Origin of the sequence: Bacteroides sp. AF32-8BH (genome assembly GCF_003435205.1) — a bacterium.
GTDB classification, from domain to species: Bacteria; Bacteroidota; Bacteroidia; order Bacteroidales; family Bacteroidaceae; genus Bacteroides; species Bacteroides ovatus.
The window spans coordinates 34547-51292 of record NZ_QVLZ01000017.1; the positions used below are offsets into that span (position 1 = coordinate 34547).

Sequence of the window (16746 nt, forward strand, 5' to 3'; positions counted from 1 at the left end):
TTTTTACTTAGAAACAATTATCTTTGCTCATCCAAAAAGAAAAAACAATGATTCAAGATACTATCTGTGCCATCGCTACCGCTCAAGGCGGTGCTATCGGAAGCATCCGCGTTTCCGGTCCGGAAGCTATTTCTATTACCGGCAGCATCTTCAAGCCAGCCAAAGCTGGCAAATTATTGAGCGAACAAAAACCATATACTTTGACATTCGGGCGTATTTATGACGAAGACGAGATGATTGATGAAGTGCTCGTCAGCCTTTTCCGTGCTCCTCATTCATATACGGGAGAAGACAGCACGGAAATCACGTGTCATGGTTCCACTTATATTCTTCAACAGGTGATGCAGTTGCTTATTAAAAACGGTTGCCGCATGGCCCAGCCGGGAGAATATACACAACGTGCTTTCCTCAATGGAAAGATGGATTTAAGTCAGGCAGAAGCTGTGGCGGACTTGATTGCTTCTTCATCTGCTGCCACTCACCGATTGGCAATGAGCCAGATGCGGGGTGGATTCAGTAAAGAGCTGACAGATCTACGCAACAAGTTGTTGAATTTCACTTCCATGATTGAATTGGAGTTGGATTTCAGCGAAGAGGATGTGGAATTTGCCGATCGTTCGGCATTAAGGAAACTGGCAGATGAAATTGAACAGGTCATTTCGCGGTTGGCTCATTCATTTAGTGTCGGCAACGCCATTAAGAATGGTGTTCCCGTAGCTATCATCGGTGAAACAAATGCCGGAAAATCGACTTTACTGAATGTATTATTGAATGAGGATAAAGCCATTGTCAGTGATATTCACGGGACAACACGTGATGTAATCGAAGATACTGTCAATATCGGAGGAATCACTTTCCGGTTCATTGATACCGCCGGAATCCGGGAAACCAATGACACGATTGAAAGTTTGGGTATTGAACGTACTTTTCAGAAGTTGGATCAGGCGGAGATTGTTCTTTGGATGGTAGATGCTGTGAATGCCGCTTCTCAAATTGAACAGTTATCGGAGAAAATAATTCCACGTTGTGAAGGAAAACATTTGATTGTTGTATTCAATAAGACTGATTTGATTGAAGATAAACAGAAAGAGAATGTATTATCTTTATTAAAAGACTTCCCCAAAGAATCTACGGAATCTATTTTCATCTCGGCCAAACAACGGAAGAATACAAGTGAGCTACAAAAAATGCTTATTGATGCTGCACACTTGCCTACAGTGACACAGAATGATATTATTGTGACAAACGTAAGACATTACGAAGCTTTAAACAAAGCTTTGGAAGCTATTCATAGAGTACAAAACGGACTTGATTCGCAGATTTCCGGGGATTTTCTTTCGCAAGACATACGAGAGTGTATCTTCTTTATTTCGGACATAGCGGGGGAGGTTACGAATGATATGGTGCTTCAAAATATCTTTCAACATTTTTGCATCGGCAAGTGATGGCTTGGAAACAGCCGTAACTAACCATAATCATTCAGAACAAAGTCGCTGTATATCAGCGACTTTTCTGTTTTAACACTTTCCAGTCCGTATTTGGAAGTAACGGTTTTTATCCATATTTTTCTATCATATTTCTACCGCGACGGAAATTCACGGTTAGCCCGAATGTCACAGTAACGCATTAGTTGACGTGTGTTGACAATGGTTTACATGTGTAGACAAAAAGGGAAATTAAAAAACAGAGAAAATGATATAGAAAATATGGAAGTAAAGAGAATTTGTCAATGGTGCGGCAAACCGTTCATTGCACAGAAAACAACGACCTGTTATTGTAGCCCTCAATGCTCGAAGCGAGGTTACAAACATCGTATCAAGGAGCGCAAAATGGAACTGCGCCACATTCAGGAAATGCAGGAGCTGCGCTCCAGTTTGGAGAAGCAAGAATATTTCACTTTCTCGCAGGCTGCTCGATTGATGGGCGTGAGCCGTCAGTACATTTATAAATTAGTCAAAGAGGATAAACTTAGAGCATCCCGAATTAGCGGAAGAATGGCTTTGGTAAGGCGTGCAGACATAGAGTTAATGCTCAAAAGCAAACCTTACGAACGACTGGTTGCAAAAAACGACTTCGACATCACCGAGTATTACACTGCTGAAGAAATTGCAGAGAAATATAAGGTCAACGCCAAATGGGTGTGGACTTACACACGGCAACATAAAGTGCCGAAAGTGAGAATCCGCCAGTTCAACTATTACAGCAAGAAACATATCAATGCCGCCTTTGCCAAATACGAGGTGGATTCCGACCTTACTGAATGGTACACACCGGAAGAGATTCAAGAGAAGTACGGCATGACACGTGTCGCCATCCGTTCGCAGGTGTATCGGAACAACATTCCATCCAAGAAGGAGCATGGGCAGATATTCTACTCCAAGCTCCACTTCGACCTCTCGAAGAGTTCCGAACAGGAGAGCAAGGCGGAATACTATACCGTCAAGGAGGCAATGGAGAAATTCAAGCTCTCTCGTGATTCGGTTTACGGTATTCTGCAATTCCATCAGATCAACCGTGAGAAGAACGGACGGTTCGTCAGATTCCTGAAAGTGGAGTTTGACCGGGTAATGGGTGTCCGCAAATAGTCTAATTTATGACTATCCGTAAATTATTCAAAAATTAATCCCTGCTGTAGGTAATCTGCATGATTACATTATAGAGTTTCGCCGACGAATTAATAATAACCATAAAAATATAACATTATGCATGAATGCAAGACCGTGACATTAAGGACACGTCCGCTAAAAGGCAGGATGATGTCTTTCTATCTGGATTATTATCCGGGGTATCGAGACAAAGAGACAATGAAAGTTATCCGTCATGAATCGCTTGGTATTTATATCTATGCCAATCCGAGAAACAAACGTGAACAGAATTTCAACGAGGTAATGACCGAGAAAGCCGAAGCCATCCGTTGCCGCAGGTTCGAGTCGGTAGTCAATGAACGGTATGACTTCTTTGACAAGTACAAACTCAAGGCAGACTTTCTGGAGTATTATCGCAAGCAGCTCCGTAAGCATGACCAGAAATGGGAGTTTGTCTATCTGCATTTCAGTAACTTCGTACATGGTAAATGCACCTTTGAAGAGATTGACATCGACCTCTGTAACAAGTTTCGGGAATATCTGCTCACGGCCAAGAAACTGAGACGTAACGGCCCTATCACACGGAACTCCGCATCGGGATATTGGTCGACTTTCAGGGGCTTCCTGAAAATCCTCTACCGCAATGGAATGATAAAGACCAACGTCAATGATTTCTTGGATAAGATTGAAACGGAAGATGTGGTCAAAGAGTATCTGTCTGTAGAAGAACTGTATAAACTGGCTGAAACACCGTGCAAGAAACCCATTCTGAAAATAGCATCGCTGTTTTCATGTATGACCAGTTTACGTATCAGTGATATTCTTGCCTTATGTTGGGAAGATATTGTAGACTATTCAGCCGGAGGGAAATGCGTACACATCATTACACAAAAGAACAAAGCGGAAGACATCATTCCCATCAGCGAGGAGGCATTGGGATTGATAGGCTATAGTTCTGAAAAGAAAGGTTTGGTATTCAAGGGACTTATGCGCAGTTGGACACAAGCACCCATGAAAGAGTGGATTCGCTCTGCCGAAATTACTAAAAACATAACTTTCCACTCGTATCGGAGAACATTCGCCACGCTGCAAGCTGCGGCAGGAACGGACATCCGCACCATACAAAGCATAATGGCTCACAAGAGTATAACCACTACGCAAAGGTATATCAAAGTCGTGGATGCCAACAAACGTGAAGCCAGCAAAAAGATTACTTTGACAAGGAAAGACTGACAGCCGTTTCGTCCTCGATTTCTGCGGTCAGAGTATGATTTTAGGTGAAAAATCATACTCTGACCGTGATATTTAGGATGATACCTGGTAACTATCAGTCTCTTTATTGCAACTATCTGGAATATCGATTATATCTTTAGCGCAAAACGATTCCAAATACTTGCAGACCATGACGAATAAAAAACAAATTCAGACTAAAAAGATAAGTTTTATCCTCGCACTGTCCGTTATCATTTATGCGGCCATAGATACTTATCTTTTCCTTTGCCATGACATCAATATCATGCGTATAACGACTCCTGTCATCCTTGGACTGGTAATAGCTATCATATTGTGCGGGCTCCTGCACAAATTTTTCTATAAATGGCTGACAAAAAATCCTATCAACTTCTCTTTGGGCGAACCATATACCCCTATTGTAAAATCAGAGAACGCCATAGAACCTACGGATGCTACTGAAACACTGCCCATCGAGCAACCGATGGATTTGCTTGAACAGAAATGTCCTCCGTCCCAACAGTCGAATCAAGATACTGTAAACTCTGATTGTCCGCAAGATTCTCATTTGAATAAATATGATTCCATATTGGTGGAACTCAAAAAGAAAGAGATTGAAAGGCAAGCGGAAATCATGGATGTGATTCGGGAATATGTAACCGTCAAGACTGCCCCCTATCTCTCCAAAGAGGATATTGCCACCCTCATTTCCAATATAGAGCATATGGCTTACGATCAATCTGAGTCATATAAACCGATTCGTTCCAATATAGACAATCCGCTGAGGTCGCCGGGACTTCGCCATTTGGCATGGAATGTCGGTGAACGCTTGGGAGTGCCCTTAGCGAAAAGAGCAGTTTTTATCAAGAAATCATTTCCATACGAACTTGTAAATGCGACCCTTGAATATCTCAGGCTCAATTTACGGGATAATGTTCCAAGCCAGATTCCTATTGATGTACCCGATAAAGGCGATTATCGCTTCCATTTAGATGCAGATAATGATGACTCGCAATAAAAAAAGTATGCAGACGAAATAATTAATCCGGTCTGTATTGTTCTGCAAGGTTTCATTGAGTTGGTTCGCAGCATGTTAAATGATTAAAATAGTCATAATATGGAAAAAGACCAACTGACATTCAACGACCTGCCGACTGTGGTAGGCGAACTATGCGACAGAATCGCAAGTATGGAAAACCTGCTTACGGAGAAACTTTCAAAGCAGTACGAAACCAAAGAGAACACACACGTCCCCATGACCGTACAGGAGGCTTGCAACTATCTTAAAATGCCGTTGTCGACCTTTTATTACAAGGTCAAGAAGGACGATATTCCGGTTATAAAACAAGGAAAGCATCTCTACATCTATCGTGACGAACTGGATAGATGGCTGGAATCTTCCCGGAAGAATCCGGCTCCGCAAAGTTTCGAGGACGAGAATGAGTCCTTGCTCGCCTCCCATCGCCGTAAACCGAACCCTAAAAACTGGTAGCGATGGAAAAGACAGACACTATTATTCTTTCTCCGGAAGAATTGGCCGCTTACATGGCGGAGTCTACAATAAGCGTAACAAGTACATACGAACACTCCCCGATGGTTCTGATGGTGGACGATACCATTATCGGAACATTGGGAAACTTCAGTGCTTCCATCGGAAAAGCCAAAAGCAAGAAAACTTTCAACGTTTCAGCCATTGTCGCATCGGCATTGAGTGGCAGCACCGTACTTCATTACCGGTCTATGTTCCCTGAGAACAAGCGGAAGATTCTATACATAGACACAGAGCAGGGGCGGTATCATTGCCAACAAGTATTGAAACGCATATTACGTTTGGCCGACTTGCCGGAATACAAGAATCCGGATAATCTGATTATGCTGGCTCTGCGCAAGTTTTCCCCTAAACTACGTCTAGCGATAGTTGAACAGGCCATTGGCACAATACCGGATTTGGGATTGGTCATCATAGATGGCATTCGTGATTTCCTTTACGACATCAACTCCTCCAGCGAATCCACCGACATCATCTCCAAATTCATGCAGTGGACGGATGACAGGCAAATCCATATCCATACCGTCTTGCATCAGAACAAGAATGATGAACATGCCCGTGGTCACATCGGCACGGAACTAAACAATAAAGCGGAAACCATCATGCAGGTCGAAGTGGACAAAGAGGACAAAGCTGTAAGCGTGGTCGAAGCCGTCCATATCCGTGACCGTGAGTTTGAGCCTTTCGCCTTCCGCATAAACGAGGAAGCCATGCCCGAACCGGTAGAGTCCTATCTGCCCAAAGAGAAGAAGACCGGACGACCAACCAAAGGACCGTTCGATCCAGACAAGGAGATTCCAAAGAATGTACATCGTCCAGCATTGGATACCGTTTTTGCCAATGGCAACATCAGCAATTACGATGATTATATAGAACGCTTGAAAGAGGGTTACGGATTGCAGGGTATAAAACTCGGTTATAACAAGGCGGTAAAGGTCGCAACATTGCTAAGCGACAAACAAATGGTTATAAAAGAAGGGAAAGATTATGCCTTCAATCCAGAATACCATTATTGAGTTCAACTTTACTTTATTGTCGGGGCGTATACATAAGAATAAAGTAAAGTCGGCAGGAAGACATCATGTGAGATATTCATATTCTCCCCTCTTTTAGAGGCTCATTTCATTCTATGTTTCCTATCCGAGTGCCAGTTCACTATACGCATCCGATATGGCTTGCCGTGAAGCATCAACAGGTAACTGTTGCGAGATATGCCAAGGTATAACCTCACTGCGTTACGGTTGTACATTGGCGCTCTCGCCTGCTCAGTTCCCTTGCTGGTGCGGTACTCGCAAGCTCGCACCTATTCAACCATTATAAAATGATTCAGATGAAAGAAGATATTGAAAATACATCGGACTCCTCGAAAGAAACCAGAAGTGTCTTCATCGGAGCAAAAGTCACTCCTACTCAGAAGGAGCATATAAAATCACTGGCCGGACAATGCGGCATGACTGTAAGTGACTACATATTATCACGTGCGTATAACTTCAAGCCAAAAGCAAGGCTCACGAAAGAAGAAGCGGTACTGTTACAGAATCTGGACGATTGTCGGTCAGACCTCGTAAAATACACCTCCGCCCTACACGGAATGTCCACAAAGCAGCGCATGGCAATGTTCAATCAGGTTCCGTTTATGGTGGGCTGGCTGAAAGAATTAGGTAATGTGGCTGAAAATATCTGCCAGTTCCTGAATGCTGTAAAAGAGAAGAACAAAATTCCGTCCACCCCTAAATCCGAAGAAGAATGATTGCGAAAGCCAAAGCCATATCGCACGGCATAAACGACCTCCGTTACATTACCGGCGAATCACAGCATAAGAAGCATCCGGAGAAAATCTATCGGGTATTGGACAATCTGTTGTCCTCAGAACCGGATGCTATGGGGATATGGAACTCCATGCAGTTGACCCTATCCCAGCATCGACCGATAAAGAACTCCGTTATCAGAATCGAGCTGAGTCCATCACCCGAACATACCCGATTCTATGACATCGAGGACTGGCAAAAACTCTGGCACGACTTCGCAGAGGAGTTCGACAAACAAGTGATTACCGGTAAGAACGGAAAAGTCCGTTCTTGCCAAACCAATTTGGCTAATAGCAAATACTCGGTTTGGTTGCATACGGAATCCAAAGGTGAAGTCCCCCACCTCCATGCTGCGGTTTGCCGTTTGGATGAAGATGGAAATATCAACAATGACCACAATATTCATCTCCGGGCGCAACGTGCAGCAGAGCGAGTGGCAAAGAAACGTGGCTGGACGACTGCGGCACAAATCCGAAATCGCAACATCCCACAGGTGAACAAGGACTGTATGGAGGTGTTGAGAGCGATGCCGTCATGGTCATGGGATGAGTATAAGAATGCCCTTGCACAGAAAGGCTATACCGTGCATGAACGAGAGGACAAGCAAGGTATTCTCCGTGGTTATGCACTCGTGCATGGGAATACCAAATACAAGGCTTCAGAATTGGGAGTCGGCAGAAATCTTATGATCTCGAAACTTCCTACAACATGGAAGAAACTGCACCACCAGCCGACCACAACCATTAAGAACAATACTCCCCAAGTCGTCCAACAACCAGCAGAACATAAGGCTGTCCTTATTGACTACACCCAATATCGCGCAGACCGTTCAGACATGATTCCCTATACCCTTAACCATGAAGGCAAGGAATACCGATTCTATATTCCGGGAAAAGTGCTTGACTGTTTCAATGACGAGTTCGATTACAGGTTTGTTGCCAACTGTCAAGAGCTTACTGATATAGCGGTAGCTATTTTTGTTGGGCTACTTGATACGCAGAATGTTGTAACTGGAGGTGGTGGCGGAGGTTCGCAAAGCGACCTTCCGTGGAGAGACAAGGACGAAGACGATTTGCAATGGGCTCGCAGATGCGCTCGTGTTGCCAACCGTTCGTTAGGAAAGAAAACGAAAACAGGATTAAAACGATAAGCCTATGAAGCCGAACATGAAAAAGAAATTCGATTTTTCCGCTGAAATGAATGAAGCGGAATCCATAAAAGCCACTCCAAAGAATGAATATCTGGAGGAAGAGAAACGGCTACTCAAAGAGAACATCAAGGAACTTGCCAGCCTGAATGACAACGTGCATTATATAATTACAAATCTGGACAATCTGCTCGAATTTCTACGAGAGTACAAAGTGGCTATTGCACAAGGGACGCAGGAACAGGCGGAAAAATTCGGGCAAACTGTCCTTGATAAGTTCCTTCACCAAATTCAAGACAAATGTAATGAAACTGAGCGAAAAATCCGTAAGGTTGACAGCCATATTTTCATACCATACACGATATTCTATATCTTGATTATCATACTGGTTGTCCTATTTTCTTTTTTCGCTAGCATCATAGTGGTCAATACGGAGATTTTGCACTCGGCATTGATTTGGAAGGCTGTTTTATGGTGTACAGTATCAGCTGTGATTGGAATGGTAATAACGATTCTGCTATCGAAAATCCTGAAAAGATTAATTGATAGATAGGAATTTACATGAGTAAGAATACAATTGAAGATAATTCTTTATCTTTGTCGAGTACATCTAACATGACATGAAATGAAATTATACAACAAGAAATATCTATCCTTCTTATTATTTATAGGATTACTACTAATAATCCCTATTATTTTGTTCTTCAAATACCTTCTCACTTCCCGATTATTGGCGATTCGCAGACATGGCTTTCCTTTTGGGCTTCTTACATCGGAGCCATTGCATCATTCGCTATGATTGCTGTAACATTTTTAACTCTAAAACAAAATCAAGCCCAACTAAATGAAATCAAACGCCAGTGGGAGGAGGAACATCGACCTCATCTCGTCTGCCGAATCATTGTAAATAAAAAAGCCTTTATTCTGCAAATATCCAATCCGAGCCAATTTGACGCATCTAACGTGATAACAAGCTTTGGAGATGACCTAATCAACAATCTTGATGATAAATTCCGCAACATGTACACCAATACTTCACAGAACCCTGTATATATCTCTTCTGGCAAATCTTGGAACTGCCTTATTGGATGGTGTGAAGATATTAATCAAAAATGGAAAGATAAGGATTTCAATATAATTACGGAAGTTAGCTATAATGACAAATATCGTTTAAACTCCATCATTCCCATCAAAACTTTTGTCAACCGCATTAACATACTCGTACAAAGTCCATTGGAAGATGCAGCTCAAGATTTGGTCGCAGGTCTTGTCAAACCCCATTCTGTCTCTCCACACAAAACAGTTCAAGTTTCTCTTGAAGAAATATCGAAAACCTTGAGTAAAATATCAACTAAACTTGACACTGTAGATGAAACAGATTAAGTAAAATGTGATAATTAAATAGAGCGAAGAAATTGCGATACTAAATTTCCTCGCTCTGTATATAACTCTATTTACCAAGTGACTTGAACACCTTAGCTATGCATCGCTTTTTCTGTTCCATATTGGGGTGAACATATAAGTCCAGTGTAGTCGAAATGTTGGAATGTCCCAGTAATACACTAACGGTCTTATAGTCACAACCGACTTCTATACAGCGAGTCGCGAAGCTATGACGCAGTCCATGATACTTCAGCTTGGGAATATCAAGTTTCTCCATAAGCCTTTTATAGTAGTTGCGATATGTGCGTGGCTCTGTCGGACGCTCATCATTAGTAAGAATGTAATAATCGTCATTAATTACTTTTTTCAAAGGCTTTAACATAGTAAGCAATTCTTTGTTTATCGGGATTTCACGGCAAGAGTTTTTTGTCTTTGGCGTGTTGATGACCAGCTCTGTATGTTTTCTCTCTCCTTCTATGATATAGATGCGTTCTATCGTCCGGTTAACGGTTAGAATCCCGTCATATACATTGATGTCGCTCCATTTCAAAGCACAGATCTCCCCTATACGCAGACCGGTACTAAGGCTGATATAGATACCAAGTCCCGGAAAGGAAAAGTGGCTCTGAATATAGTTCAGAATCTTTTTATGATTTGCCACGGACAAGACCTCCAACTTTTTACCAGCAACGTCTGTTGGGTACTTAATATCCCATTCGTAATAGTTCATCCATTCGTTTTTCACCCCGAATTTCATAACCATCTTTAGGACAACAAGAATGTCCTTAACAGATTTCATGCTCAATCCGCCTTCCAACTTTTCAAGCACAAAGCCTTGTACATCATTTTCATGAAGTTCGTTACTCTCACCAAACTTTGGCAAAATGTGATTTTCAAGAATCAACATGTAGGCTGCCAATGTCGATTGTTTCACATACGGTCGCTTGTTCTCTCGCCATGCGTCCGAAATTTCTCTAATTGTCTTCTGATTCATAATCTTGAATTTAATTGGTTCTAATAATTAGAGAAATATAATAGGTAATGTTCCCCATTTGAGATTCCCGGAGTTTACGGGAGAGTGGAAAAAATCTACAATTGGTAGTCTATCTACAAAAGTGGGCAGTGGAGTAACTCCAAGAGGCGGAGAAACTGTATATAAATCAGAAGGACATTCTTTTGTTCGTAGCCAAAATGTAGGCTGGGGACATCTACAATTGGATGATATTGCTTTTATTGATAAAGAAACACATCTGCGTCAAAAGAATACAGAACTGCAATTAGATGATGTATTGCTTAACATTACAGGTGCATCTATTGGTCGTAGTGCATTAGTGAATAAGCAAATAGCGGGTGGTAATGTAAATCAGCATGTTTGCATTATTCGTACTAAAGATAATCTTGTTCCAGCATTTCTTTGCAACTTCTTATTATCAAATCATGGTCAGAAACAAATTGATAGTTTTCAAGCAGGTGGAAATAGGCAAGGATTAAACTTTGAGCAAATTAGATCTATCAAGATTACTATTCCATCTACTAAAGAACAAACGAAAATAGCCACACTGTTACATTTAATAGACGAACGTATTGCTACCCAAAACAAAATCATTGAGGATTTGAAAAAACTAAAGTCTGCGATTATTGAAAGGCATTATAACCAAGCCGAAAAACAGACAGTCTTTATTGCGGATTTGGGTGAACCTTTTAATGTTGGTAATTTGTCAAAGGATGATTTATCCGAAACAGGTAAGCCCTGTATTATTTATGGAGAACTGTTTACGACCTATGGAGAAACCATATCCCAAGTAGAAAGCCATACCAACAAAAAAGAAGGCATGACATTGAGTAAGAAAGGGGATTTGTTGTTTCCTACTTCAACAACTGTTGATGCAATATCCTTAATTGCTCCATCTTTCATCAACATAGATGGGGTCATATTAGGTGGTGATATGTTTGGAATACATATCAACCCTAACTATAATGCGCAGTATCTAAGTTATTACTTTAATCATATAGCCAATAGGCAATTGGCAAAATATGCAAAGGGCAGCACCATAATTCATTTGCATTATACTGATATTGAAAATGCCAAACTATTGTTGCCTTCTTTGGAAGAACAAAATAGAATGGCTAAGTGTTTAGTGTCTTTGGACGCAAAAATCAATATTGAAAACATTTTCATTAGCTTGTTAAAAAGTCAAAAGATATATTTCCTTTATCAGATGTTCATATAAACATTTGGTGCAATAGATATTGTTTCTCTTTCAACATGGCATTCTGTATTCTTTCTTCAATCTCGGCTTTTCTTTCAAGCGATGACAGAAAAGTTGAGATTGTTATTTGCTGTTCGATTGCTGGCACTTTTATCTTGAACATAGCCAAGTCCTTTTTCTGGATATTGGGTAAGCCTGATCCAATACGCAGTTTCATAATGACATCTTCATTTGATTTAAGATAATGGTACAAGTAAAGATTATTCACATTGTCTGCAATGTTTTGAATGGAGTAACAATGACCACCACTCCAAAATGGTGAGGTATTGAATTGTACATAACCACAAGAATTGCCGCCCTCACTTATTGAAATGGCATTGGCATCTACATTGTAATCGCCATAATAGCCAGATGGCTCTGTGCCTCCATTCATTACATAATAATTACCACTCTCAGAGAGATTCTCCCCATTGATTTGTTTACCTTTAACAATGTCACATATATCGGACAGCAGAACAAATGAGCCCTCTATGCCTTTGAAAAGTCTTTCTGAAATCGCAGACATTAAGGATTTCCCAGCGAAGATTAAAGTCATTCAGTTTGGTGATTCTATTCTGAAAATAGATACAAACCAAAGCAATCAGTCGTTTTTCACCTTAAAACGCCGCGGTTTTTGCGACATTATATAATATCTCTTGGTGATACGACAATAATCTACTATATTTGTCGCAAATATTGCGACGTTATCCGTTACTAAATGACGCATCAGCTATGTATATACACGAAAAAGACAATTGGACTGCGTTCCGTTGGAATGCTACTGAGTTGACGGCTATACTTGAAGAAGTGAACCGTAAACAGGGTTTGTTGTATGGCAGGCTTTCCTCGCTTGGATTTGATAGCAAATTGAAAGCGATGGCGGAGAATCTGACATATGATGTGGTTTATTCATCAGAAATAGAAGGAATACGACTAAATGTAGATGAAGTACGTTCATCCATTGCCCGGAAATTGGGTATCGAAAATGTCAAACAGACAGCACCGTCGCACTATATAGATTCTGTTGTGGCTGTCATGCTTGATGCTGTAAATCATTATGACCAATTATTAACGAAAGAGAAAATATGTGCATGGCAAGCAGCATTCTTTCCGACAGGTTTCAGCGAGGGCTCTCAGATTGAGGTCGGGCAGTATCGCACCAACGAGGAACATATAGTTTCCGGAATGTTCGGTCGTGAGAAAATCCATTATATAGCTCCTTCTCCGGAACGTGTGGACGAAGAAATGGTACATTTTCTTGACTGGTTCAATAGTCAGGAAAATATAAGTTCGGTTATACGCTCAGCCATTGCACATTTCTGGTTTGTCAGTATTCACCCATTTGAAGATGGTAACGGACGCTTGGCACGCATACTTTCTGATATGTTGTTGGCTCGTGCTGATAAGAGCGAGTTCAGATTCTATAATATCTCCTCGCAAATAAATAAAGATAAAAATCACTATTACGACATTTTGGAAAAGGCTCAACACGGCGATGGTGACATTACTGAATGGATATACTGGTATGCTAATACGTTGTCGGTTGCACTTGACGAAGCGGAAAATATCGTCAGTACCATCTTGAACAAAAGTTTCTTTTGGCAAAAGGCTTCTTCCGTACCACTTAGTCAAAGACAGACCGATATGCTGAACCTGTTCCTTGATGGTTATGAAGCAAAGATAACTTCCAAAACTTGGGCATCATTGGCTAAATGTTCCAAAGACACAGCCATACGGGATATCCAAGACCTTGTGGATAAGGATATTCTTCGGGAGGATATTCCCGGTGCCAAACGACCGAGCTATTCCATTATATATGACCCGGAAGACATCACTGTCTTTTTTTCTGATGTTACCATTGAGCAACAAAACGGAAATCATTACATCAAAGCTATTTACAAGGGCAGGTTGAAAGTGTGCGAAAGGATCTTGCCACTTGATGCTGAGCGATTTGAAAAAGGTGAACTTCCATTGGAGAACCTGCTTGCTAAGTATTGCTCATATTTGAGGATAAGCTAAAAATCGTACATTAGCAGTCCTTAATCAGGGGAATTGCACAGAATGTTATTCGCAGCAACAAGCCAAATGTTCTCTTATCAGAATGCTTAGAATGTAGTTCATCCACTCTGCAAGAAAGTGATGTCTGTGAGAATGGAACCTATCCTGTATATGGTGCAAATGGTATCGTTGGCTATCTCGATGATTATAATACAGAAGATGAAGCTGTCCATATTATCAAAGATGGTTCAGGTGTAGGGACAGTCTCTTATGCTACTGGCAGATGTTCTGCAACAGGGACATTGAACACTTTACAAGCTAAAGATGGCTATTTGCTTCAATACCTATATTATATGCTAAAAGTATTCAACTTTGAACCTTATAAAACAGGCATGGCTATACCTCACATATATTTTAAGGATTATGGTAAAGCCAAAATATTTTGCCCATCATATACAGAACAACTTAAATATGTGGAGTTACTGTCGGCAATAGATAACAAACTATCAGCAGAACAGAGTATTTTAACCAATCTTAGTTTGCAGAAGCAATACTTGCTCCGCCAAATGTTTATATAAACATCTGGCGGAGCAGATGCTGCTTTTGATCTTGTAAAAGCGAAATAAAATATCTCTCTGCTTCCAATTTTGTATATAATGTTTGGAACAATTCGCATATTCTGTTCTGGTTCATTAAGTTTGGAATCCGAACAATCGTTTTTCCCAATTCTGTTTGATTTATGCTTGCTTGTGATACCGCTTTGTTACAGACTGTCTTAAAGTGATTGAGTAACCGATTAGTATTCAGTACTAAGTACAGGTAGAATGGCATAACTAACTCTTTTTTAGGTATTAATCTAAGTAAATTCATTCCATGATACAAGTTATAATCTTTATCAATGAATGCAGTATTCCCAATGTATTCAACGCTATTTATATTGCTGAACAAAATGTCTCCAATTTGCAGTCTGTAATTTTCTGAAGATTCAAAAGGAGCGACATATCCTACACGTTCCATGTTGACCTTATGTCCTGAGATTGTTTCAATACGAGATACCTTTAAACCATTTTTTAACGTAAGTTGATTACCTGAGTAGCCGCTTCTAATTTCACAAATTTCACCTAATTTGTAATTGATACCTGTATTTGTGAATGCATATTGATTAATTCCCCTGATTAAGGACTCATATCTCTCAATGATTTTGTTTTGGGTTATGATGCGCTCGTCAAGTAACTTTAAAAAAGTGGCAATTTTATCTTCTTCCTGCAAAGATGTAGTATAAACAGGGAAAGAAGCATATTCCTGTGAATTTATACCGGGCTGTCCAGAACGAGCAGACATTACAGAAATCCATTTCTTATATCGAAGTGTATGCAGTTGGGAAAACACAAAATATGAATTGTGCTTATAAATATTTGCACGTATAAGAAATCCGGCAAAATATAGCTTACCATCACTATTGCGGTAAAGATAGCTTTTTCCTGTACTTGCTCCTGTACGAGCAAGAAGAATATCATTCTCTTTTACGAGATAACGATCCTCCAGTTCTCCATCTGGAGAAACAACATCATCATACAGATATTGAGAAGAAACTTCATCAATATCTGTAATCCGGATATATTTATTATTCCCATCGAAAGATTTGGCTGCAGCATTCATACCATAGTCAAATCCTTTTGCAATATCTCCAAATGTTGCCATTTTCCACTCTCCGCTAAATTCCGGGAATCTCAAATGGGGAACATTATAGCAATTATATCCTCAATTCCCGTAGCTTTACCCTGTTTTGTTTAACTAAAAATATATAAGTATGATTCAAAAAAAAACTATCAAAGAAATTTCCGTACTTTGGAAAGAAGACAAAAAGCAATATGTAAAACAATCGACATTTGCTGCGTATGTACTAATTCTTGAAAATCACATTTATCCGACATTTGGAGAAATGTATGAGTTAGAAGAAAATAAGGTACAGGAATTTGCTCTTCAGAAGATTAATAATGGGTTAAGTAAAAAATCCATTAAGGATATTTTAATTGTATTGAAAATGATATTAAAATTCGGAGTAAAACATGGATACTTAGATTATAAAGAATGGGAAATCAGATTTCCAACGGAAGATGAGAAACAACATTTAGAAGTTCTTAGTATCTCACATCAAAAAAGGATCATGAGTTTTATCCAAGAACATTTCACATTCAAGAATTTAGGAATTTATATTTGCCTTAGTACCGGACTACGAATAGGAGAAGTATGCGCTTTAACATGGGATGATATAAACATAGAATTAGGAATAATTTCTATTAAAAGGACAATTGAACGCATCTATATCATTGATGGAGAGAAAAGACATACAGAACTTATTATCAATACTCCAAAAACTAAAAATTCCATTCGTGAGATCCCAATTACAAAAGAATTAATCAGAATTCTAAAGCCATTAAAAAAGATAGTGAACGGTAACTATTACATTCTAACAAATGAAGAAAAGCCTACAGAGCCTAGAACATATCGCAATTATTACAAGAAACTAATGAAAGATCTAAATATTCCAGAACTAAAATTTCATGGTCTTAGACATAGTTTTGCTACACGTTGCATAGAAAGCAACTGCGACTACAAAACTGTAAGTGTTATTTTAGGCCATTCTAATATAAGTACAACACTTGATCTTTACGTTCATCCCAATATGGAACAAAAGAAAAAATGTATAGATAGAATGATTAAAGGATTAAAATAATCCACGTAAAGGGGAAAAGTCAATTTCTTTTTCCCTTTATAACTTTTTCTTCATATATTT

General features: G+C 39.9%; 17 protein-coding genes. 14 read left to right on the forward strand and 3 right to left on the reverse strand.

The window, feature by feature from the left end; translation table 11 throughout:
• Nucleotides 1-47 precede the first annotated feature (47 nt).
• The 10 genes from mnmE (at nt 48) to DWZ47_RS13505 (ending at nt 9702) form a co-directional block, all read left to right on the forward strand.
• Nucleotides 48-1445, forward strand: a complete 1398-nt coding sequence (mnmE, locus tag DWZ47_RS13460) for a tRNA uridine-5-carboxymethylaminomethyl(34) synthesis GTPase MnmE (RefSeq protein WP_032846428.1) — start codon at nt 48-50, stop codon at nt 1443-1445.
• Nucleotides 1446-1706: 261 nt separating this feature from the next.
• Nucleotides 1707-2585, forward strand: a complete 879-nt coding sequence (locus DWZ47_RS13465) for a helix-turn-helix domain-containing protein (protein WP_117513472.1) — start codon at nt 1707-1709, stop codon at nt 2583-2585.
• A gap of 117 nt (nt 2586-2702) precedes the next feature.
• On the forward strand, nt 2703-3818 hold the full coding sequence (locus tag DWZ47_RS13470; RefSeq protein ID WP_117513473.1) for a tyrosine-type recombinase/integrase: 1116 nt from the start codon (nt 2703-2705) through the stop codon (nt 3816-3818).
• 169 nt (nt 3819-3987) lie between these two features.
• Nucleotides 3988-4833 (forward strand): hypothetical protein, encoded by an 846-nt coding sequence (locus tag DWZ47_RS13475; RefSeq protein WP_117513475.1) that lies wholly within the window; start codon nt 3988-3990, stop codon nt 4831-4833.
• Between the two features lie 99 nt (nt 4834-4932).
• Nucleotides 4933-5307: a helix-turn-helix domain-containing protein gene (locus DWZ47_RS13480; protein ID WP_117513477.1), complete on the forward strand. Its 375-nt coding sequence runs from the start codon at nt 4933-4935 to the stop codon at nt 5305-5307.
• Nucleotides 5308-5309: 2 nt separating this feature from the next.
• The gene (locus tag DWZ47_RS13485; protein ID WP_117513479.1) at nt 5310-6380 is read left to right on the forward strand and encodes an AAA family ATPase; all 1071 of its coding nucleotides are present in this window, start codon (nt 5310-5312) and stop codon (nt 6378-6380) included.
• Between the two features lie 314 nt (nt 6381-6694).
• Nucleotides 6695-7114, forward strand: a complete 420-nt coding sequence (locus tag DWZ47_RS13490; RefSeq protein ID WP_060385806.1) for a plasmid mobilization protein — start codon at nt 6695-6697, stop codon at nt 7112-7114.
• Nucleotides 7111-8322: a relaxase/mobilization nuclease domain-containing protein gene (locus DWZ47_RS13495; RefSeq protein ID WP_117513483.1), complete on the forward strand. Its 1212-nt coding sequence runs from the start codon at nt 7111-7113 to the stop codon at nt 8320-8322. The genes DWZ47_RS13490 and DWZ47_RS13495 overlap by 4 nt, the downstream gene beginning before the upstream one ends.
• Before the next feature lie 4 nt (nt 8323-8326).
• Nucleotides 8327-8872, forward strand: coding sequence for a hypothetical protein (locus tag DWZ47_RS13500; RefSeq protein ID WP_225550585.1), 546 nt, complete (start codon nt 8327-8329; stop codon nt 8870-8872).
• A gap of 242 nt (nt 8873-9114) precedes the next feature.
• Nucleotides 9115-9702, forward strand: a complete 588-nt coding sequence (locus tag DWZ47_RS13505) for a hypothetical protein (protein WP_117513485.1) — start codon at nt 9115-9117, stop codon at nt 9700-9702.
• Between the two features lie 67 nt (nt 9703-9769).
• Here DWZ47_RS13505 and DWZ47_RS13510 read toward each other — a convergent pair whose 3' ends face one another.
• On the reverse strand, nt 9770-10696 hold the full coding sequence (locus DWZ47_RS13510; protein WP_117513486.1) for a tyrosine-type recombinase/integrase: 927 nt from the start codon (nt 10694-10696) through the stop codon (nt 9770-9772).
• Between the two features lie 58 nt (nt 10697-10754).
• Here DWZ47_RS13510 and DWZ47_RS30655 point away from each other — a divergent pair, with 58 nt between their 5' ends.
• Complete coding sequence (locus tag DWZ47_RS30655; protein WP_233525049.1) at nt 10755-11933, forward strand: restriction endonuclease subunit S; 1179 nt, start codon at nt 10755-10757, stop codon at nt 11931-11933.
• On the opposite strand, the gene DWZ47_RS13520 is transcribed toward DWZ47_RS30655, so the two are convergent.
• Complete coding sequence (locus tag DWZ47_RS13520) at nt 11926-12507, reverse strand: restriction endonuclease subunit S (RefSeq protein ID WP_233525050.1); 582 nt, start codon at nt 12505-12507, stop codon at nt 11926-11928. The two genes, DWZ47_RS30655 and DWZ47_RS13520, sit on opposite strands and share 8 nt — an antisense overlap.
• Nucleotides 12508-12683: 176 nt before the next feature.
• Here DWZ47_RS13520 and DWZ47_RS13525 point away from each other — a divergent pair, with 176 nt between their 5' ends.
• A complete protein-coding gene (locus tag DWZ47_RS13525) occupies nt 12684-13970 on the forward strand; it encodes a Fic family protein (protein WP_117513488.1) in 1287 nt (428 codons plus the stop codon).
• 107 nt (nt 13971-14077) lie between these two features.
• The gene (locus DWZ47_RS13530; RefSeq protein ID WP_410492097.1) at nt 14078-14527 is read left to right on the forward strand and encodes a restriction endonuclease subunit S; all 450 of its coding nucleotides are present in this window, start codon (nt 14078-14080) and stop codon (nt 14525-14527) included.
• Here DWZ47_RS13530 and DWZ47_RS13535 read toward each other — a convergent pair.
• Complete coding sequence (locus tag DWZ47_RS13535) at nt 14520-15650, reverse strand: restriction endonuclease subunit S (RefSeq protein ID WP_147330785.1); 1131 nt, start codon at nt 15648-15650, stop codon at nt 14520-14522. The genes DWZ47_RS13530 and DWZ47_RS13535 overlap by 8 nt on opposite strands.
• A gap of 109 nt (nt 15651-15759) precedes the next feature.
• Between DWZ47_RS13535 and DWZ47_RS13540 the strand changes: the two genes are divergently transcribed.
• Nucleotides 15760-16686 (forward strand): tyrosine-type recombinase/integrase, encoded by a 927-nt coding sequence (locus DWZ47_RS13540; RefSeq protein WP_004302002.1) that lies wholly within the window; start codon nt 15760-15762, stop codon nt 16684-16686.
• Nucleotides 16687-16746 lie beyond the last annotated feature (60 nt).